This window comes from Mycobacterium sp. IDUB_3, assembly GCF_055419585.1.
The window spans coordinates 722,812-742,150 of sequence record NZ_JBVAXZ010000002.1 but is presented as its reverse complement, the minus strand read 5'-3'; the positions used below and the strand labels follow the sequence as shown (position 1 = coordinate 742,150).

Genomic DNA, 19,339 nt, shown 5'->3' with positions numbered 1-19,339 from the left:
GGGCTCCCGCCCGCGCCGGCCGGGTCATAATGACGGACATGGCAGATAGAACCGTGCGCGGGGGGCAAGAGCGAAGCCGGATCAAGACGCTCACCCAGGCCGCGCTGAACGCCGACAAGACGGTGGAGCAGGTCGAAGACGTCCTCGACGGTCTGAGCACCACCATGAAGGAGCTCAGCAGTTCACTCTCCGCCCTGAACGCCACCGTCGAGCGCCTGGAGGCGGGCTTGGATCACCTCGACGGCACCATGACCAGCCTGGACGACCTGGCCAAGCGGCTGATCGTGCTGGTCGAGCCGGTGGAAGCCATCGTCGCGCGGGTCGACGACATGGTGCGGGTGGGCGAGACCATGATCTCGCCGCTGGCAATGACCGAACACGCGGTGCGCGGCTTCGTGGACAGGCTGCGCAACCGGACCTTCCAGTAGCGCCTCGGCAGGACCCTCGATGGCCACGTTGCTGCTGCACCACCCCGCCTTCGCCGCCCATCGGACGGCTCCCGGTCATCCGGAGCGGCCGGACCGCTACCGCGCGGTGGAGGCGGCGCTGAGCCGGCCGCAGTTCGACGCGCTGGTGCGCGAGGAGCCCGAGCCCGCCGATCTCGCCGCGACGCGCTACGTGCACTCCAACCGCTACGTGGACGCCCTGGAATCCGCGCGGCCCGACGCCGGTTACGTGTACCTCGACGGCGGTGACACCATGATGGACCCCTCGACCTGGGAGGCGGCGCTGCGCGGGGTGGGCGCCACGCTGCAGGCCGTGGACCGGGTGCTTGCCGGTGACGCGCAGAACGCGTTCGTCGCGTGCCGCCCGCCGGGCCATCATGCCGAGACCGAGCGGGCGATGGGCTTCTGCCTGTTCAACAACATCAGCATCGGCGCGCGTCACGCACAGCGAAAACACGGGCTGCTGCGGGTCGCCATCGTCGATTTCGACGTCCATCACGGCAACGGCACCCAGCAGATCTTCTACTCCGACCCGAGTGTGCTCTATGCGTCCACGCATCAGATGCCGCTGTTCCCCGGGACCGGTGCGGTGCGAGAAACCGGCGTCGGCAACATCTTCAATTCGCCGCTGGCACCCGGTGACGGCGGCGCCGAATTGCGTGCGGCCTTCCAGGACCGGATAGTGCCTGCGCTGCAGGCGTTTTCACCCGAGCTGATCATCGTGTCGGCGGGTTTCGACGCCCACGAACGCGATCCGCTCGGCTCGCTGACCATGACGGCCACCGACTTCGCCTGGGTCACCAGGGAATTGATGACGACAGCCGAAAAGCTGTGCGGCGGCCGGTTGGTGGCGGTGCTCGAAGGCGGTTACGACCTGCAGGGCCTGACCGATTCGGTCACCGCGCATGTCGGCGAGCTGCTTAAGGGCTGAGTTAGCTCGCCTTCTGGTGCATCTCGGGGTAGGGGCCGCCGACCGGTGTCGCCGCCCCCAGGATTTCGTCGATGGCCACCAGGTCGCCCTCGGACAAGGTGACGTCGGCCGCGCGGGAGCTTTCCTGCAGGTATTGCAGGCGCTGGGCCCCGACGATGGCGACGTGCACACCCGGCTGCGCGATGGCCCGCGCGATGGCCAGCTGGCTGACCGTCACGCCGAGGCCGGCGGCCAGACCCTCAAGGCGCGCAACAACTTCCAGGTTGCGCAGGTAGCCGTCGCCGCTGAAGATGTCGCTCTTGCCGCGCCAGTCCTGGGCGGCGAAACTAGTGTCAGCCTTCATCGTGCCGGTCAGCAGACCGTGCGCCAGCGGCCCGTACACCATCACCCCGATCTCGTGCTCGCGCGCATACGGCAGCAGCTCGTCTTCGATATCACGCCGAAACAGGTGGTAGGGCGGCTGCACCACTTCCACCGGAAGCGTCTCGGAGAACTCACGCACCTGCGCGGTTTCGTAGTTCGACACACCCACGTGGCGAATCTTGCCCTCCGACACCAGTTCTGCGAGCGCCCCGGCGGTGTCGGCTGCCGGGGTGTCAGGGTCCGGCCAGTGCACCAGGTAGACGTCGATGTGGTCGATGCCCAGCGCGTTCAGGCTGGACTCCACGCCTTCCCGCAACCATTTGCGGCTGCCGTCGCGCACCAGGCCGTTGTCGGTGGCACGCAGGCCGCCCTTGGTGGCGATCACCACCTCGTCCCGGGAGTTCTTGAGGTCGTCGCGAAGGGCCTTGCCCAGCAGGCGTTCGGACGCGCCGAACCCGTATTGCTGTGCGGTGTCGAAGAAGTTGATGCCGAGCTCGCGGGCGCTCCGGATCATGGCGATCGCGGCCTCCTCGTCGGCATGGCCCCAGTCACTGCAAAACTCCCAGGTACCGAACGCCAACCGGGAAACCTCGAGCCCTGTCTTGCCGAATGTGATGGTCTTCACGCCAACCCTCCCCGTTGCATAGACGTCCACTGCGTATGCCGCCGGTGCGGCCGAGCCCCCGAACTCAACCATAACCAGGCCGGTACCGCGGCCCGCAACGTCAGTGCTCAGCGCGGGAAGTAGCGGCTGTCGTTGTCGACCGAATCGAAGATGTCCAGCGCGTGCTGGAACGGCCCGGACGTGATGCGCTGTTCCGTCGCATACGAGTGGTCGAGCTGGTACACGACGCACAGCAGCAGACCCAGCAGAACCGCGACCGTGCTGGACACGATGACGTGGCCGACGATGCTGCCCATCCGCAGGAAACCCGTAAACGCAACCAGCACAACCGCACCGAAGATCAAGCCGGTCCACATCAGGCCGGTTATCCGGGGCTTGGTGCCGACGATGCGCTCGTTACGGTCGGACGCCAGCACGCTCAACTGGTTGAGAAATTGCTGATTGACCGGCTTCGCCGCGACATTGGGCTGCTGGCGCCCGACGGTGCGATACATCCGGGTGATCGCGGCGCGCGCGCCGTCGTTGTTCTGCCTGTTCCACTCCGGGCCCGCCACCGCGCTCGCGTACTTGCGCAACAGCTCCTGCACTTCGGTGCGCTCCGGTTCGGGCATGGCGACGGTTTGCCGATACATGGTCGTCAGCGCCGACGCCTCGCCGGACACGACGACCTGGGTGGACGAGAAGTGTTCCCAGGTGGCCACCACGGTGAAACCCAGCAGGGCGCCGTAGATGAATCCAACGACGGTAAGGAACGAGGCGATCGCCGAATTCGGTTCTTTCCCATAGCGCTCCGCCGGCAGGAGACGATTCCCGACCCAGATGAAGCCCACCGCGATCGCGATCGCGACGGCGATCACCGCAACCAGAAGTAGCCACTGGGGTAGTCCGGATCCGCTCACTGCTCTCCTTGGTCGACGCCGCGTCGATTCAGGGTATTCGCGACCGGTCGGGCCGGTGACCGATTCGTGGGGTTATCACCCGCTGTTTCGCAGCGCGCTGGCCAGCCCGTTCATCGTCAGCAAGATGCCGCGCTGCACCAGCTCGTCGTCATCGCCGGACCGGTAGCGGCGGAGCAACTCCACCTGCAGGTGATTCAGCGGCTCGAGGTACGGGAAACGGTTGAACACCGAACGCGCCAGCGCCGGGTTGTCGGCCAGCAGGTTGTCCTGACCGGTGATGAGCTTGTGCATGGCGATGGTGCGCCGGTGCTCGTCGACGATCTTGTCGAAGACCCGGTGCCGCAACTCCTCGTCGTCCACCAGTTCGGCGTAGCGCGCCGCCAGGCCGAGGTCGCTCTTGGCCAGCACCTGGGCCAGATTCGACAGCACGCTGCGGAAAAACGGCCAGCGCCGGTACAAGTCGTGCAGGATGTCCACCCGCTCGCTTTCGCTTTCCGGGCCCGCCGCGATCCACTGCTCGAATGCCGACCCGGTGCCATACCAGCCGGGCAGCATCACCCGCGACTGACTCCACGCCAGCACCCACGGGATGGCGCGCAGGTCCGAGATGGACTGGGTGGGCTTGCGGGAGGTCGGCCGGCTGCCGATGTTCAGCGAACCGATCTCGCTGACCGGCGTGGAGGCCATGAAGTAGTCGACGAAACCCGGTGTGTCGTGCACCAATTCGGCATAGGCACGCTGCGCCAGCACGGCCACCTCGTCGAGCACCGCATACGCCGGCTCCGCGGCGTCGCCCAATCCCTCCACATCCAGCAGCGTCGATTCCAGGGTGGCGGCCAGCAGGCTCTCCAGGTTGCGTTGCGCCGCTTGCGGTTCGGCGTATTTCGCGGCGATCACCTCGCCCTGCTCGGTGAGCCGCAGCGAGCCATTCACCGCCCCGGGCGGCTGCGCCAGGATGGCTTCGTAGCTCGGGCCGCCGCCGCGGCCGACGGTGCCGCCGCGGCCGTGAAAGAGCCGCAACCGGATTCCGGTCTTGCGCGCCACCTCGACCAGGGCCAGCTCCGCACGGTACACCGCCCAGCTGGAGGCCAGATATCCGCCGTCCTTGTTGGAATCGGAATAGCCCAGCATCACTTCCTGGCTGTCGTTGCGCGCGGCCACCAGCGCGCGGTAGATCGGGAGTTCAAGCATCGCGTGCAGGATCGTCGCGCCGTTGTGCAGATCGTCGATGGTCTCGAACAGCGGCGAGATTCCCACCGGGCAGTACGGCGCATCCCCGGACGCGTCGATCAGGCCCGCCTCCTTGAGCAGGATCGCGGCCTCCAGGACGTCGGAGACCGAACGGCACATGGAGATCACGTAATTGGGTACGGCGGACGGTCCGTAGCGCTCGATGGCGTGCGCGGCCGCGCGCACCACGCCCAGCTCTTTGTGCGCCAGCTCGGACAGTTCTGCGCGGTCGCCGACCAGCGGTCGGCGGGTGGCCAGCTCGCCGGCCAACAGCTCGACCCGCTCGTCTTCGGGCAGCGAACCGTAATCCGGATGCACCCCCGCCCACGCCAGCAGCTCGGCGACCACTTCCTCGTGCACGTCGGAGTTTTGCCGCATGTCCAGGCCGCACAGATGAAAGCCGAAGACCCGCACGCCTTCTCGCAGCAGCGCCAGGCGGTCGTCGGCCAGCAGCGTGCTGCCGTGGGCGCGCAGCGACGCATCGATGGTGTCCAGGTCGGCCTGCAGCTCGGCCGGGCCGGCATACGGTGTCAACCCCAGGTCCAGCTCGTGCTGCGGCCGGCGGTCCAGGATCTCGGCGCCCGTCGCGGTGAGCCGGGCGCGGATCACCCGCACCGCGCGCCGGTACGGCTCGTCGGCGCGGGCCTTCTCGCCACAGCCCTCGGCCAGCTCGGTCAGCTCGGGGGTGACCGCGACCAGGCGCGCCGACATCGACAGGTCCTGTTCCAGGGCGGTCAGCTCGGCCAGGTAGTGCGCCAGCGCGGTGAACGCGGCGTTGCCGGTGGCCTGGCGCACCACGTCGGCCGTCACGTTCGGATTGCCGTCGCGGTCACCGCCGATCCAGGACCCGGGCTGCAGGATCGGCTGGTTGAGCAGGTCGGCGTCGGGCCAGCGGGTCCGCAGCGCGTCGCGCACCCCGGCGTTGACCTGCGGGACCACCCTGAAGAACGCGGCGGCGTAGTAGCGCAGCCCCACCTCGATCTCGTCGGTGATCTGCAGCCGGGACAACCGGATCAGCGCGGTCTGCCACAGCGTGAGGACCTGGCGGCGCAGCTCGAGTTCGATGTTGCGGCCGTCGTCGGTCTCCTCGTGCCCCTCGGCGTGCAGCCGCATCAGCTCGGTGATCCGGTGCTGGGTGACGAATACGGTGCGCCGGCGGGTCTCGGTCGGGTGCGCGGTGATCACCGGGGCCACCACCGCGCCCTTCAGCGCGTCGGCGACGGTGGCCGAATCCAGTTGCGCCCGATCGAGTTTGGCGTAGGTCGCGGCCAGGCTGCTGTCCTGCGGCGCTTCGCCGGCGGCGACGTGAATCGCCCGGCGGCGCTCCCGGTGGATGTCTTCGGCCACGTTGGCCAGCAGGGCGAAGTGGCTGAATGCCCGGATGACCGGGATGGCCTGGTGGATGTCGATGCCATCGAACATCCGCGCCAGCTCGGCGCGGTCGATCTCGGAGCGGCGCACCCGGAACGACTCCACCCGGGCGCGCTCGACGAGCTCGAACACCTCGTGCCCGTTCTGCTCGCGGACCGTGTCGCCCAGGATCGCGCCCAGCAGCCTGATGTCGGCCCGCATCGGTTCGGTCGCCTCACGACCCACCAGGGTGCGCTGCACGGCGCCGATCGGTTCCAGCGTGCCCTCGGATGCCTCAGCCATGGGACCCAGTATCGACGCGGATGTCGGCGTCCGCCCGTCGGGATCACCCGCAGCCGCGAATCACCATGGCGCCCAGTGGGTCAGATCACCGTGATTTGACAGGAATGATCGGCCGGCTGAGCGTGTTGGTTGGCAACATGTCCGCCGGAATAATTCTCATGGCCCGTCCTGACGCCCCCAATCTGGTCGATGACGTGATAGCCCAAGCCAAACGCGCCCACGAGCTCGGGGTGGCGCAGGTGTGGCTGCCCCAGCAGCAGAATTACGACGCCATCGCGCTCGCCGCGGTCGTCGGAGCCGCCGTGCCCGGGCTCGGCGTGGGCACCTCGGTGGTGCCGATCAACCCCCGGCACCCGTTGATCATCGCCTCATTGGCGCAAACGGCGCAGGCCGCCGCGCACGGAAACTTCAGTCTGGGGCTGGGACTGGGTGCCCGCCAAGTGGAAGGTCCCGCGTTCGGCACCGAATGGCCCAACACCATCACCCGGCTGCGCGAGCACCTGACGATACTGGCGTCGGTGTTCAACACCGGCGGCGTCGACTTTCACGGCAGCGAACTCAGCGCCAGCCCGAGCTGGCCGGTGCAGGTGCCCGGCGGTACACCGATCCCGGTGTATGTGGCGGCGATGGGCCCCAAGGCATTGCGGGTCACCGGCGAACTGGCCGACGGGACACTGCCCTACCTGGCCGGGCCCCGGACTATCGGAGAATTCATCGTGCCCGAAATCACCAAGGCGGCGGCCGAGGCGGGCCGCCCGGCACCCCGCGTCATCGCCGCGGTGCCCGTACTGTTGTCCGACGACGTCGACGGCGCTCGCACCACCGCCGCCCAACAGCTGAGCTTTTATGAGGCCATCCCGTCGTATCGCAATGTGATCGCCCGAGAGGGCCTCGCCAGTGTCGTCGACCTCGCCGCAATCGGACCCGAGGAATCTGTCGCACGCCAGTTGCGCCGCTACCGTGACGCCGGAGCCACCGACGTCGTGCTCAGCCCGCTGGACCGTTCCGGCTCGGTCGACCGCGAAGCACTGTGGAGACTCACCGCAGCAATGTGAACGCGCGGGATCAGCTACCGGGCGTCAGCGGTATTTGATCATCAGCTCCATGCCGACGATGCACACCAGCCAGATGGCGGTGATGAAGTACGTCAGCCGGTCCAGGTTCTTCTCCACCACCGTGGACCCGGACAGGCTGGACTGCACGCCGCCACCGAACAGCGTGGACAGGCCGCCACCCTTGGCGCGGTGCAGCAGCACCAGCAGCACCACCAGGATGCTGGTGACGACCAGGGTGATCTGCAAAGCCAACTGCATGACGGCCAGCCTACCGGGACGGGGTCGTTCTCAGGGCAGCGGCCCACCGGCGGCGATCGCCGCCAGCGTGGCGAACTGCTCGCCGTCCAGCGACGCGCCGCCGACCAGGCCACCGTCGATGTCGTCGCGGGCGATCAGCTCACCGATGTTCTTCGCGTTCACCGAGCCGCCGTAGAGCACCCGCACGTCCTCGGCGACCTTTGCCGAGGCGAGGGACGCCAACTGTTTCCGGATCGCCGCGCACACCTCCTGGGCGTCGGCGGCGCTGGCCACCCGCCCGGTGCCAATCGCCCACACCGGTTCGTAGGCGATGACGACCTTGCCGATCTGTTCGGCCGACAGCCCGGCCAGTGAGCCGCGCACCTGTTCCTCGCAGTGGCTGACGTGCCTGCCCGCCTCCCGGATGTCCAGGTCCTCGCCGATGCAGACGATCGGGGTCAGTTCGTGTTTGAGCGCCGCGGCGGCCTTGGCGGCCACCACCGCGTCGTCCTCGTGGTGATGGGTCCGCCGCTCGGAGTGCCCGACGACGACGAACGTGCAGCCCAGCTTGGCCAGGAACGCGCCGCTGATGTCGCCGGTGTAGGCGCCCGAGTCGTGCTCGGACAGGTCCTGGCCACCGTAGGTCAGCCGCAGCTTGTCACCGTCGACCAGGGTTTGCACGCTGCGCAGATCCGTGAACGGCGGCAGCACCGTCACGTCGACCTTGTCGTAGTACTTGTCCGGCAACGCGAACGCGATCTTCTGCACCAGCGCGATGGCCTCGAAGTGGTTGAGGTTCATCTTCCAGTTGCCGGCGATCAGCGGTTTGCGGCTCACGACTCTGGGCCTCCCTAGTTGTGGTCGGGCTGGGGTCGGCTCAACACCTCGATACCCGGAAGCGTCTTGCCCTCAAGGTATTCCAGCGACGCGCCCCCGCCGGTGGAGATGTGCGAGAAGTCGCCCTCCGGGATGCCCAACGCGCGCACCGCGGCCGCGGAGTCACCGCCGCCCACCACGCTGAACGCGCCCTTACCGGTGGCCCCGGCGATCGCCTCGGCGACGCCCTTGGTGCCCGCGGCGAACGCGGGGAACTCGAACACGCCCATCGGCCCGTTCCAGAAGACGGTCTGCGCGTTGGACAGCAGCGTGGTGAACCGTTTGACCGAGCCCGGTCCGATGTCCAGGCCCATCAGTTCGTCCGGGATGGCGTCGGCCGCGACGGTCTGCGGGGTCGCGTCGGCGGCGAACTTGTCGGCCACCACGATGTCCACCGGCAGCCGCAGCACGTCGACGTAGGTGTCCAGCAGCCTGCGGCAGGTGTCCACCATCTCTGTCTCCAGCAGCGACTTGCCAACCGAGAAGCCCTGCGCGGCAAGGAAAGTGAAGCACATCCCGCCTCCGATGACGATGCTGTCGGCCTTGGTGGCCAGCGACTCGATGACGCCGAGCTTGTCGGACACCTTCGATCCACCCAGCACCACCGCGTAGGGCCGCTTGGTGGAGCTCGTTAACTGCTCCAGCACCTGGATTTCCTCGGCCACCAGCGTGCCGGCGTAGTGCGGCAGCAGGGTGGCGATGTCGTAGACGGAGGCCTGCTTGCGGTGCACCACGCCGAAGCCGTCGGAGACGAAAGCGCCTGTCGGACCGACCAATTCGGCCAGTTGCTTGGCCAGCGCCAGCCGCTCGCCGTCGTCCTTGCTGGTCTCGCGGGCGTCGAAGCGGATGTTCTCCAGCAGCAGGACGTCGCCATCGGTCAGCCCCTCGGCGCGCGCCAGCGCGTCGGTGCCGACGACATCGCCGGCCAGCTGCACGTGGCGGCCGAGCTGCTCACCGAGCGCCGCGGCGACCGGCGCCAGCGACAGCTCCGGGTCCGGGCCGCCCTTGGGCCGCCCCAGGTGCGCGGTGACCACCACCTTGGCGCCCGCATCGACCAACGCCTTCAGCGTCGGCACCGAGGCGGTGATGCGGCCGGCGTCGGTGATCTTGCCGTCGTCGAGCGGCACGTTCAGGTCGGAGCGCACCAGCACGCCGCGTCCGGAAACCCCCTCGGCGAGAAGGTCTTTCAGATTGTGGACAGCCACGGTTTACAGCGACTTGCCGACCAGGGCGACCAGGTCGACGAGGCGGTTGGAGTAGCCCCATTCGTTGTCGTACCAGGACACCACCTTGGCTTGGTCGTCGATCACCTTGGTCAGGCCGGAGTCGAAGATCGAGCTGTGCGGGTCGGTGACGATGTCGCTGGACACGATCGGCGCGTCGTAGTACTTCAGGATGCCCTTCATGGGTCCCTCGGCGGCGGCCTTCATCGCGGCGTTGATCTCGTCGGCGGTGGCGGACTTCTTCAGCTCGGCGGTGAGGTCGGTGACCGAGCCGGTGGGGATCGGCACCCGCAGCGCGTACCCGTCCAGCTTGCCCTTCAGCTCCGGCAGCACCAGGCCGATGGCCTTGGCGGCGCCGGTGGAGGTCGGCACGATGTTCAGCGCGGCGGCGCGGGCCCGGCGCAGGTCCTTGTGCGGCCCGTCCTGCAGGTTCTGGTCCTGGGTATAGGCGTGGATGGTGGTCATCAGGCCCTTGACGATGCCGAACTCGTCGTTGAGCACCTTGGCGATCGGACCGAGGCAGTTCGTGGTGCACGAGGCGTTGGAGATGATGTTCTGGCTGCCGTCGTACTTGTCGTCGTTGACGCCCAGCACGATGGTGATGTCCTCGTCGGTGGCGGGCGCGGAGATGATCACTTTCTTGGCGCCGGCGTCCAGGTGGCCCTTGGCCTTGGCGGCGTTGGTGAAGATGCCGGTGGACTCGACGACGACGTCGACGCCCAGGTCGCCCCAGGGCAGCGCCGCCGGGCCTTCCTTGACCTCGAGCGCCTTGATCTTCTTGCTGCCGACGACGATGGTGTCGTCACCCTCGAGGCTGACGTCGTGGGGCAGGCGGCCCAGGATGGAGTCGAATTTCAGCAGGTGCGCCAGGCTGGCGTTGTCGGTGAGGTCGTTGACCGCGACCACCTCGATGTCAGCGGTGCCCTGCTCCTGTTGAGCCAGTAAGGCCCGGTAGAAGTTCCGCCCGATTCGACCGAAGCCGTTGATACCTACTCGGACCGTCACTTGTCTCTCCTCTGTCTTTCCTGGTCGTCGGTTCCATGTCTCGCCCATGTCCGCCGGACACTGCCTGTGGTCAGCCTAGATCAGCGACACGCGCGGTTGCCGCGCCGGTAAGCGTGTGGACCATCGCCTTTGCAGGCTGGCCGTCGGTAGACGACATAACTTGTGCGCAACATCACCCGGACCAGCGGTTGCGAGTCCAGCCCAGCTTTGCCTGGGCGCCCGCACGTGTCGAGCCTGAAATTGCGGGTGGAAGCCCTTCTAGCCTGATGCACACGCTCCCCACGCTGCACGTCAACAACGTTGGCGAACGGCGTTAGGATAGGGCGGAGCACCCGAGACACGTAGCCAACCGAAGACGCCTAAAGGAAAGGGACGCCCAATGGCGAAGCAACCGGCAGTTGCCGCTGATGGACTTGACGCGTCCGTCGCCAACCGACCAGGACACGGCGCGGTCAGCCGGTCGGTGGTTTTGCAGTGTGCGTTGCGATTGGTCGATCGTGACGGTGCGGATGGATTGTCGATGCGGCGTCTGAGTGAGGCAGTGGGTCGGGATCCGACGGTGATCTATCGGCATGTGCCGAACAAGGCGGCGCTGCTCGACGGGGTCGCCGAGATCGTGTTGGCCCAATTGCGGGTGGACACTGCGGACCCGGACTGGGTCGGGCAGCTGCGCGCGGTGGCGCATGACTTCCGCCGACTGGCCCTCGAGCACCCGAATGTGGTGCCGCTATTGGTCACTCGGCCACTAGCCACGCCGCTGGGGCAGCGACCCCCGGGCATGCTACGGCCACTGGAGGACGTCGTCGCGCTGCTCACTGCGGTGGGCTTCAGCGGGGTCGACGCGTTACATATCTACCGCGTGCTCTTCGGCTATCTGTATGGCCACATCCTCACCGAGCTGCAGGAGGTCGTCGAGCGGCCCGAGGAGTCCGATGATGTGTTGCGCCTAGGCTTGCACCGACTGACGATCACCGAGTTCCCCCAAGTGCGTGCGCTGGCCCCAGCGCTCGGCTACTACGACGGTGCAGCCGAACTCGACCGCGCTCTGGATGTGTTGTTCATCGGTCTTGCCGCCACCGTGCCGGCGCCAAGACGCTCTTCCCGCAAACGTGTCAGGGAGTAGGCCGGCATGGGTCAATTGCGTCTCGGTGTCATCGGCGCGACTTGCAAGGAGAACGAGCGCCGGCTGCCAATACACCCGCGTCATTTCGACCGGATAGATGCCGATGTTCGCGCAGGCATCTACCTCGAAGCGGGCTATGGGAAGTATTTTGGCGTCTCCGATACGGAGCTGTCGGGTTGGGTGGCCGGCATCCGTTCCCGTGAGCAATTGATCGCCGAGTGCGATGTCATTCTGCTGCTTAAGCCTCACGCCCGCGATCTGGCCGAGCTTCGCGACGGCCAGGTGCTGTGGGGCTGGCCGCACTGTGTGCAAGACGAGGAGCTGACGCAGCGCGCCATCGACGGTCGACAGACACTGATCGCGTTCGAGTCGATGAACCTGTGGAGTCGCAACGGTTCATTCAAATTGCATGTGTTCCATAAGAACAACGAGATCGCGGGTTACAGCTCGGTGCTGCATGCCATGTCTATCGTCGGTTGGTCGGGCACCTACGGTCGCCGGTTGCGGGCCGTCGTCATCGGCTTCGGCGCCACCGCGCGAGGCGCGGTGACTGCATTGAACGCGCAGGGCGTGCACGACATCAACGTCCTCACCAACCGCAGCGTGACCGAAGTGGCCTCCCCCATTCATCCGGCCCGGATCGTCCATTTCGCTCAGGACCCAAACTCTCTCGATGGTTCGACGGAGATTTTCGTGTCCACCCAGGGAGGCAGAGCGGCGCTCGCCGGATTCCTCGCCCAGCACGACATCATTGTCAACTGCGTGTTGCAGGATACCAACGCACCGCTGACCTTCCTGGGCGACGACGACCTCGCCGCACTACGACCGAACAGCCTCATAATCGACGTATCCTGTGATGAGGCAATGGGTTTCAGCTGGGCACGCCCAACTTCGTTTGCGCGGCCGACGTTCCCCGTCCGAGCGAACGTCACCTACTACGCGGTCGATCACAGCCCGTCCTACTTGTGGGATTCGGCGACCTGGGAGATCAGCGAGGCGTTGCTCCCCTACCTGCCGACCGTGATCGCCGGGCCTGAGAGGTGGCACGCCGATCAGACGGTGCGTCGGGCGATCGAGATCCTCGACGGGACTGTACTGAATCCAAAGATCCTGTCCTTCCAAAATCGACGTACTCAATATCCGCATGCTCGTCGCGCCCGCGGCGGCCGCGAATCGGCGTAAGCTCATCGGTATCGAGCAGCTCGGTTGCGAGCGAACATGCTCGACTACAAAGGACATTCGATGGCTTCGCTCACAACGGCCTGTACTCCCTACGATATTCGTCTCCAACTCGTCACGGACACCATCACCGCGAACTCCAAGCTGGGCAGTGACGCGGCTGTCAAACTCGCCGTGCATGTCCTGGCTGCATTGAACTCAATACCCGAAAGGGTGCGCTAAGCACCGGCACGGCTTGCTTCAACCCCCAACGGCCGCACGGATTTTCGTAGTGGCGCGTTTCTTTCGTCCTGCTGATCCCTATGTGGATGCGCCACATTGTGCGAGCGATAACCCGCGGGGCCCAGTGTCAACGGTGTAGACATACGTCGATTGACACAGTGTAGACTGACCAAAGTGCGTCGGCACGAATTGCAAGGCATGCCGGCGATCACGAATCACCCTGCGGCCAGGCGTTTGGACGGTCGCTGCTGAGCGCGTCGGGAAGATTCGCCGGCAAGCTTTGAGCTCACGACTCGCATATACGAATGGAGCAGCATGATGCAACGATTGACCGGCCTGGACGGTGTCACGCTGCACGGTGAAACATCCGTGATGCCCACCCATGTGACGGCGGTGTTGTTTTGCGACCCCGAGGCGCAGGGCGAAACGACCGCCGCGGCGATTTACAAGCTGTTGGCCGAGCGCACCGCGGCGATGCCCGATTTTCGCCACCGGCTGCTCACCAGGGCTTTCGGATTGGGTCAGCCGTCATGGATCGAGGACCCCGCGTTCGATGTCCACAGCCATCTGCATTGCGTCCGGCTGGCCGAACCCGGCACTACGCGCGAGTTGACCACGCTCATCGGTGAACTGCATGCGCAGCCTCTGGACCGCCGCCGCCCGCTATGGGACGCCTGGGTCGTGCAAGGCCTCGCCGACGGCAGACTCGTCGTGTTGATCAAGTTCTCCCACGCCATGACCGATGGGGTGGGCGCAGTCACGTCGATGCTGCCCGAACTGATGACTGTTGATGCCCAAGGTGAATTCGCGGCGGCACCCCCGCGGGCCCGGGCCACGATGCCAGGGGCGGCCGCGAGGGTATGGGACGCGATCGACGAGATCGCGGCCAACACCGCTGTGGGCGTCCGGATCGCCATCCGGTTGGGTCCCGTCGCGATGAAGTCGGCAATAGGAACCGCGCTGGGATCGGTACGCCAACTCCTCCCGGGGGTCGATCCGCGATGGCCCGATGGTAAGGATTTCGAAGAGGACGAGAACTCGCCGCGAACGCAGCTGAACGCGCCGCTCACCGGGCGACGCAGCGTTGCCTTCGCGGCGTTGGCCATGGACGACCTGCGGGCCATCACCGCCGCGTTCGATGTCACTGTCAACGATGTATTCCTGACCGCAACGGCATCGGCGCTGCGCCGATGGTTGGCAACCCACGACACGGTGCCCAGTCATCCGCTGCGCACCATGATGCCGATCTCGACACGAGGTATCGATGGCGACGCGTCCAATAGTTGGTCACCGGTGCTCGTCCAATTGCCGGTCGATCTGGCCGATCCGGCACAGCAGCTGGCCAGCATTCACGACGCGACGTCCAGGATCAAGAACAGGCGACGCGCGGCGCCGCCCGTCAACCTCGCCGATGTCATAGATCTCGTTCCACCCGTGGTAATCGCCTGGGCGATGGGTGTGTACACCGGCCTGAAACTGTCCCGATTCCACTCGCCGGTCGCCCATGTCATCACTTCCAACGTTCCGGGCCCCAGCGGCGAAATCTATTGCGCCGGAGCGCATGTGCTGGGGATCCACGCCCTCGCCCCGCTGTTTGAGGGCTCCAATCTCAACATCACCGCCGTATCCTATGACGGCACCCTGACTGTGGGCATCGTCGCGTGCCCCGACAACGTCGATGACGTCGCATCGGTCGCGAGCGCCATCGAAGATGTGGTCGGTGAACTGAAAGTAGCCGCCGACGCAAAGTCCGGCCAGAGCGCAGGCCTTTGCCGCTCCAGCGAGCGGGAGTCCGCCATGAAATGCGCTGCCACAACGCAATTCGCGGCGGACGAAGCAGGCTGGCGTGATCACTATGACCTGAGAAACCTAACAACCGGAATGAGGCCACAATGAGGAAATCTGACCACTCTAAACGAAAGATCTTCCGCGAGAATGTGATCCACGTAGGCGCGGGCTTTCTTGCCAAGGAGCGTCCGCATGTCACACAGACGTTGTCCACGCTCGAAGGGCAGCTAGGCAGATGGGATCCGAATGACGTGGACATCGAAGTCACCCTGCAGGACCGCGGCGGCAAGGAACAGCGCATCACTTTACGCACAACCCTTCCCGGCCATCCACTACTCGTAGCGGTCGCGGAAAATACGGACATCACCCGCGCTCTGTGCGATGCAAAGCGCGAGTTGGCACGGCAGCTGGAACACCAGAAGTCGACACACGATCCGATGAACAATCGCCGCCTCAGGCGCGCGACCATCCGCCATCCGGACTAGCTCCGCACCTGTCGACGTCGCCCGGCACGCAACGAAATGGCCCGGCAGTCGATCTGGGATTCCGACGGCGGCTTAGGCAACCAGTGGACAAACCGACCTGCGCCGCTGGGCGACACAACGCGATAGCCACGGCGGCGGCGCGGTATGAACGCCGATCCCGTCGGCGGGTCTACCCGGCTCACCGGTTTACCAGGCGGGGTCGTAGCCGGAGCCGGGTCGGGGTGACGTCGACCCCGGCGGCGAGGTCGTCGATCAGCGCGCCGGCGTAGTCGACCAGCCCGGAGACGTCGATAGCGTGCGGCGCCGGCCGATCCTCGTGGGCAAGATGGGCGGACGCTGCGGCGAAGTAGAGCGGTCGCACCATGGACGTCGCCCCGCTGGACATGCGTGATTCCCACCGCGAGCTGCGCCAGGCCTTGCCACAGTGGCCGTTCGTGGACCGGGCCGTTCTTCCACACTGCCTCGAACACCTCGTGAGCGTTGAAGGCGAGGCCTCGGTCCAGCAGATCCTGGGCATACGCGAGGGCCTCGGCCGGTGCCAGCACCAGGTCGTCCGGACGCGCGAAACACCTGCGCTGCCCGGCGCAAGTGGTCGGCCCAGAGCGTCGCGCGGTCGGGCGCTTCGCGGCCGACCGGAATCATCGCGATCACGCCCGGCCATCTGCCCATCATGACAAGCAATTCCCCCCTTAGCGCAATCCCGGTCGATACCGCGCGGTGGGGCCGGCGCCGTCAGTCGCTGCGACGCTTCCGCAGCCAAGCCAGCGCCGCCCCGGCGGCGTAGTAGCCACACAGGCCGTGGATTCCGGCTCCCGGCGGCGTCGATTGCGAGCATAAATAGACACCCGCCACGCCGATCGCATACGGGTTGACGGCGATGCGCGGGCGCAGGAGGACCTGCAGCCCGTCGTTGGCGCCGCCGATAATGTCGCCACCGATGTAGTTGGGGTTGTAGGCCGCCAGATCGGCGGTGCCCTTGCTGACGGTTGCGACGATGCGGTCGCGGAATCCGGGGGCGAACCGCTCGATTTGGTCGACGACGGCGCCGGTGGCGTCGCCGTCGTAGCCGAACGGCACGTGCGCGTACGCCCAGATCGGGTTGATGTTGCCCGACGAGCGGGACGGATCGGCCAGATACTGCTGGCCGACCAGGACGAATGGCCGCTCAGCCATCTTGCCTTGTGCGCGTTGGCGTTCGGTGTCGGCGGTCTCGGCGAAAGCGCCGCCCAGATGCACGCTGCCGGCGAGTCGGCAGTCGCGGTTCGTCCAGGGGATGTCGCCGTCGATGGCGAAGTCGACCTTGAAGGCCGAGGACCCCTGCCGGTAGCGCCGGTAGGACCGCTTGATCCGGCCGGGCATGAGGTCGCCGTAGAGCCGCAGCGCCGCGGCCGGGCTGAGGTCGAGCATGACGATGTCGGCATCTGGGATATCGCGGCGGCCGGTGACAGCCACTCCCGTGGCGATACTGCCCCTGTGCGCCTGCAGGGCCGCGGCCAGGGCGCGGGTGATCGACCCGGAGCCGCCTTGCGCGACGGGCCATCCGTAGCGGTGCCCGCTGGCCAGAAAGAGCAGCCCCAGGGATGCGGTCAGCGGACGGTCCAGGCGGGTGTAGATGTGCGCGGCGGCCCCGCCGAACAGCCCGCGGGCCTGCTCGGTGCGAAACCAGCGGGCCAGCACGGTGGCCGGCAACAGGGCGCGGGGCCCGAAGCCGGCCAGGCGCACGGGGTGGCGCGGGAGGTGCAGCACCGGGCGCAGCAGATCCTGCGCCAGGTCATCGAATCCGGCGGCGAGGTCCCCGACGGCCCGGCGCCACCGGCCGGCGTCAGGACCCATGCCGGCCACCGTCTGATCGATCGACCGATACAGCACCCCGGCGGTGCCGTCGTCGAGCGGATGCGCGCAGTCGATCTCCGGCCACTTCCACACCAGCCCGTAGCGCGGCAGGTCGATCTCTTTCCAGAACGGCGACCCGACGCCGAACGGGTGGGTGGCCGAGCAGACGTCATGGATCACCCCGGGCACCGTCAGCTCGGCCGAGCGCGCTCCCCCGCCGACGGTCTCGCGCGCCTCCAGCACCTGCACGTCGACACCCTCGCGGGCGAGCCGGATGGCCGCGGCCAGTCCGTTGGGTCCGGCGCCCACGACGACCGCGGTGGTCACCTGGCGCCGCCATCAATGACGTGCACGGGATAGTCGTCGCCGGGCTCCGGCCAGGGTTGGCGGCACAGCATGCCCGCGACGTCGACGTAGCCCTCCTCGACCAGGCCGGTCTTGGCGTCGACGATGCGGTAGGCCTGCGTCTGGCGATGGATCGGCTGGGCCTCCAGGATGATCACCCGCACGTCGCCCTCGTCGAAGTCGCAGCGCCGCTGCACGGCGGCCAGCAGCTGTTCGTTGTGCAGGTGGCCTTCGCCGAAGTTCCACCCGATCAGCGGCCCGGCGATGATCTCGCCGTCGCGCAACAGGTAGTCGGCCTCGTCTGCCCCGGCGGGCAGGGCGCGCGGCACCAGCCCACCCAACGCCCGCCCGTGCGTGTGCATGGATCGCCACGCCATCAACTTGTCGATCATCAGCTCGGCGGTCTGCGGATCGTAAAGCCGGGCAAGCTGATTGGGCGCCAGCGCCGACGCCTTGGTGATGTTCGCCTCGATCTTGGCCTCGGCGCCCCTACGCAGACACCAAGTGCTGGTGGCCCAGTTGCCCGCGTAGTAGCGCATCGCCGGGAGGAACGAAATCTGTTGCGGGAAAAGGTTGCCCGCAATCGGCACCACCGCCAGCGCGGCGATCAGGATGACCAGCAGCAGTGGCGAGCTCAGCCCGGCGGCCGTGACGCCGGCGTAGTGCCCGAACAGATAGAACAGCGAAAAGATGAAGAAGACGTTCCACTCCAGCGGGACACCCATCGGGATGGTGGACGTGATGTTGAGGTGGAACAGCACCATGAAGGCGATCAGGAACCATGCCCAGCGGTGACCGTCGGCGACGAACACCAGAACCAGGGGCACCAGAAACTCCGCCGTCGTCCCGCCGACGTGGGCCATCGCCTTCGGGATCCAGGAGGGCCGCAGGTCGTTGACCGGGTCGAGGTAGAGGCGGCGCTTGAACCAATTGAACGCGCGGCTGCGCAACAGTGGGCTGTTGCTCATCATGACCGCGACGACGTACGGGAAGTGGTGGTTGAGCTTGGAGGTCGCCGCGCCCCACCACAACGCCAGCATGATGATCTTGAAGGCGGCGATCTGGTCGGTGAACCCGAAGAAGAAAACCAGCAAGGTCAGCCCGTAGTGCTCGCCGCGGGCCGCCAGGAACACGATCTTGTCCCGCAGGCCCAGCAGCGCGAGCGCGACGATGGCGGGCACGACCAGCAGAGGATCGATGAGGCCGACGTCGCCCGCCGGGGTGACCGGACCGCCCCGCCCCGGGGAGAGCAGCGCCCAGACGCCGGAGGCCAGCACCACGAGGTACAGCGCGATGTCGACGACGGTGCGGCGGTCCCCACGGGTGAACGGAACCTTGTCCGGCCAAGCCGGCAACCGAATAGTGTTGGGGCGCAACCAATACAGGAAGCCACCGAACGGCGGCCAGAACCGCGCGGTCAGCGGCCCGGATCCGCAGCCCAGGCCCAGGATCTCGAACAGCAGCGTGAAGACGACCAGCTTCTGATACACGATCGGCTGCGTCCACCAGTCCGCCAGGTGACCCAGGCCGCCCAGGCCCGGCGTCAGCGAGATCACCGCGGCGGCGCCGGCGGCGTAGCCGACGATCTTGAAGACGTAGAACAGATAGACCGCGTACGGGGAGCCGAAGCCGTGTTCGACCCAGTGCCGGGTCATGATCTGACGCCTGGTCGAGCGCGGCAGGCTGAGCCACGTCTGCGGGTCGACGTCGGGAAACTCCGGAGCCATGAATCCCATGGGCGGCCTCGTTCCTGTCTAGAAACCAGCTGGCCCATAGAATGTATCGGCAGCACCACGCGGGTGTGCCGAATTGTTCGCGGCG

Annotated in this window: 17 protein-coding genes and 1 pseudogene; 8 read left to right on the top strand and 10 right to left on the bottom strand. The window is 66.8% G+C overall.

The window, feature by feature from the left end; genetic code table 11:
• The first annotated feature begins 29 nt into the window (after positions 1-29).
• Positions 30-428 (top strand): ATPase, encoded by a 399-nt coding sequence (locus ACZYVJ_RS24555; protein WP_463833728.1) that lies wholly within the window; start codon positions 30-32, stop codon positions 426-428.
• Positions 429-447: 19 nt separating this feature from the next.
• Positions 448-1,377 carry a histone deacetylase family protein gene (locus ACZYVJ_RS24550; protein ID WP_463833727.1) on the top strand — a complete coding sequence of 310 codons (930 nt, stop codon included), beginning with the start codon at positions 448-450 and terminating at the stop codon, positions 1,375-1,377.
• 1 nt (position 1,378) lies between these two features.
• Here ACZYVJ_RS24550 and ACZYVJ_RS24545 read toward each other — a convergent pair whose 3' ends face one another.
• The 3 genes from ACZYVJ_RS24545 to ppc all read right to left on the bottom strand — a co-directional run bounded on the left by ACZYVJ_RS24545 (position 1,379) and on the right by ppc (position 6,147).
• On the bottom strand, positions 1,379-2,365 hold the full coding sequence (locus tag ACZYVJ_RS24545; protein WP_463833726.1) for an aldo/keto reductase: 987 nt from the start codon (positions 2,363-2,365) through the stop codon (positions 1,379-1,381).
• Between the two features lie 107 nt (positions 2,366-2,472).
• Positions 2,473-3,264, bottom strand: a complete 792-nt coding sequence (locus ACZYVJ_RS24540; protein ID WP_463833725.1) for a bestrophin-like domain — start codon at positions 3,262-3,264, stop codon at positions 2,473-2,475.
• A gap of 75 nt (positions 3,265-3,339) precedes the next feature.
• On the bottom strand, positions 3,340-6,147 hold the full coding sequence (gene ppc / locus ACZYVJ_RS24535) for a phosphoenolpyruvate carboxylase (protein ID WP_463833724.1): 2,808 nt from the start codon (positions 6,145-6,147) through the stop codon (positions 3,340-3,342).
• 137 nt (positions 6,148-6,284) lie between these two features.
• Between ppc and ACZYVJ_RS24530 the strand changes: the two genes are divergently transcribed.
• Positions 6,285-7,202, top strand: coding sequence for an LLM class F420-dependent oxidoreductase (locus ACZYVJ_RS24530; protein ID WP_463833723.1), 918 nt, complete (start codon positions 6,285-6,287; stop codon positions 7,200-7,202).
• A 24-nt stretch (positions 7,203-7,226) separates the two neighbouring features.
• On the opposite strand, the gene secG is transcribed toward ACZYVJ_RS24530, so the two are convergent.
• Genes secG through gap form a run of 4 tightly spaced genes read right to left on the bottom strand, consistent with a single transcriptional unit; the run spans position 7,227 to position 10,543 of the window.
• A complete protein-coding gene (secG, locus tag ACZYVJ_RS24525; protein WP_064879356.1) occupies positions 7,227-7,460 on the bottom strand; it encodes a preprotein translocase subunit SecG in 234 nt (77 codons plus the stop codon).
• A gap of 30 nt (positions 7,461-7,490) precedes the next feature.
• A complete protein-coding gene (tpiA, locus tag ACZYVJ_RS24520; RefSeq protein ID WP_463833722.1) occupies positions 7,491-8,276 on the bottom strand; it encodes a triose-phosphate isomerase in 786 nt (261 codons plus the stop codon).
• Positions 8,277-8,290: 14 nt separating this feature from the next.
• A complete protein-coding gene (locus tag ACZYVJ_RS24515; protein WP_463833721.1) occupies positions 8,291-9,520 on the bottom strand; it encodes a phosphoglycerate kinase in 1,230 nt (409 codons plus the stop codon).
• 3 nt (positions 9,521-9,523) lie between these two features.
• Positions 9,524-10,543, bottom strand: a complete 1,020-nt coding sequence (gene gap, locus ACZYVJ_RS24510) for a type I glyceraldehyde-3-phosphate dehydrogenase (protein WP_064950380.1) — start codon at positions 10,541-10,543, stop codon at positions 9,524-9,526.
• Positions 10,544-10,922: 379 nt separating this feature from the next.
• On the opposite strand from gap, the gene ACZYVJ_RS24505 reads away from it, so the two are divergent.
• From ACZYVJ_RS24505 to ACZYVJ_RS24485, 5 genes are all read left to right on the top strand, one after another.
• A complete protein-coding gene (locus ACZYVJ_RS24505; protein WP_463833720.1) occupies positions 10,923-11,666 on the top strand; it encodes a TetR/AcrR family transcriptional regulator in 744 nt (247 codons plus the stop codon).
• Positions 11,667-11,672: 6 nt separating this feature from the next.
• Entirely contained in the window at positions 11,673-12,848 is a 1,176-nt protein-coding gene (locus tag ACZYVJ_RS24500) for a N(5)-(carboxyethyl)ornithine synthase (RefSeq protein WP_463833719.1), read from the top strand.
• 36 nt (positions 12,849-12,884) lie between these two features.
• Complete coding sequence (locus ACZYVJ_RS24495; RefSeq protein WP_463833718.1) at positions 12,885-13,067, top strand: DUF6307 family protein; 183 nt, start codon at positions 12,885-12,887, stop codon at positions 13,065-13,067.
• Between the two features lie 315 nt (positions 13,068-13,382).
• Positions 13,383-14,963: a wax ester/triacylglycerol synthase family O-acyltransferase gene (locus ACZYVJ_RS24490; RefSeq protein ID WP_463833717.1), complete on the top strand. Its 1,581-nt coding sequence runs from the start codon at positions 13,383-13,385 to the stop codon at positions 14,961-14,963.
• The gene (locus ACZYVJ_RS24485) at positions 14,960-15,340 is read left to right on the top strand and encodes a hypothetical protein (protein WP_463833716.1); all 381 of its coding nucleotides are present in this window, start codon (positions 14,960-14,962) and stop codon (positions 15,338-15,340) included. The genes ACZYVJ_RS24490 and ACZYVJ_RS24485 overlap by 4 nt, the downstream gene beginning before the upstream one ends.
• A 178-nt stretch (positions 15,341-15,518) precedes the next feature.
• Here ACZYVJ_RS24485 and ACZYVJ_RS24480 read toward each other — a convergent pair.
• From ACZYVJ_RS24480 to ACZYVJ_RS24470, 3 genes and pseudogenes are all read right to left on the bottom strand, one after another.
• Positions 15,519-16,001 (bottom strand): annotated as a pseudogene (locus tag ACZYVJ_RS24480) (DUF309 domain-containing protein).
• 71 nt (positions 16,002-16,072) lie between these two features.
• Positions 16,073-17,500, bottom strand: coding sequence for a phytoene desaturase family protein (locus ACZYVJ_RS24475; RefSeq protein ID WP_463833715.1), 1,428 nt, complete (start codon positions 17,498-17,500; stop codon positions 16,073-16,075).
• Positions 17,497-19,254 carry a DUF3556 domain-containing protein gene (locus ACZYVJ_RS24470; RefSeq protein ID WP_463833714.1) on the bottom strand — a complete coding sequence of 586 codons (1,758 nt, stop codon included), beginning with the start codon at positions 19,252-19,254 and terminating at the stop codon, positions 17,497-17,499. The genes ACZYVJ_RS24475 and ACZYVJ_RS24470 overlap by 4 nt, the downstream gene beginning before the upstream one ends.
• Between the last annotated feature and the right edge of the window lie 85 nt (positions 19,255-19,339).

Coding starts and splice junctions, on each gene's coding strand:
- secG (WP_064879356.1), bottom strand. CDS start 7,460: ATGCAGTTGGCTTTGCAGATCACCCTGGTCGTCACCAGCATCCTGGTG.
- ACZYVJ_RS24555 (WP_463833728.1), top strand. CDS start 30: ATGACGGACATGGCAGATAGAACCGTGCGCGGGGGGCAAGAGCGAAGC.
- ACZYVJ_RS24470 (WP_463833714.1), bottom strand. CDS start 19,254: ATGGGATTCATGGCTCCGGAGTTTCCCGACGTCGACCCGCAGACGTGG.
- ACZYVJ_RS24495 (WP_463833718.1), top strand. CDS start 12,885: ATGCTCGACTACAAAGGACATTCGATGGCTTCGCTCACAACGGCCTGT.
- ACZYVJ_RS24490 (WP_463833717.1), top strand. CDS start 13,383: ATGATGCAACGATTGACCGGCCTGGACGGTGTCACGCTGCACGGTGAA.
- ppc (WP_463833724.1), bottom strand. CDS start 6,147: ATGGCTGAGGCATCCGAGGGCACGCTGGAACCGATCGGCGCCGTGCAG.
- ACZYVJ_RS24500 (WP_463833719.1), top strand. CDS start 11,673: ATGGGTCAATTGCGTCTCGGTGTCATCGGCGCGACTTGCAAGGAGAAC.
- ACZYVJ_RS24550 (WP_463833727.1), top strand. CDS start 448: ATGGCCACGTTGCTGCTGCACCACCCCGCCTTCGCCGCCCATCGGACG.
- ACZYVJ_RS24530 (WP_463833723.1), top strand. CDS start 6,285: ATGTCCGCCGGAATAATTCTCATGGCCCGTCCTGACGCCCCCAATCTG.
- ACZYVJ_RS24485 (WP_463833716.1), top strand. CDS start 14,960: ATGAGGAAATCTGACCACTCTAAACGAAAGATCTTCCGCGAGAATGTG.
- ACZYVJ_RS24505 (WP_463833720.1), top strand. CDS start 10,923: ATGGCGAAGCAACCGGCAGTTGCCGCTGATGGACTTGACGCGTCCGTC.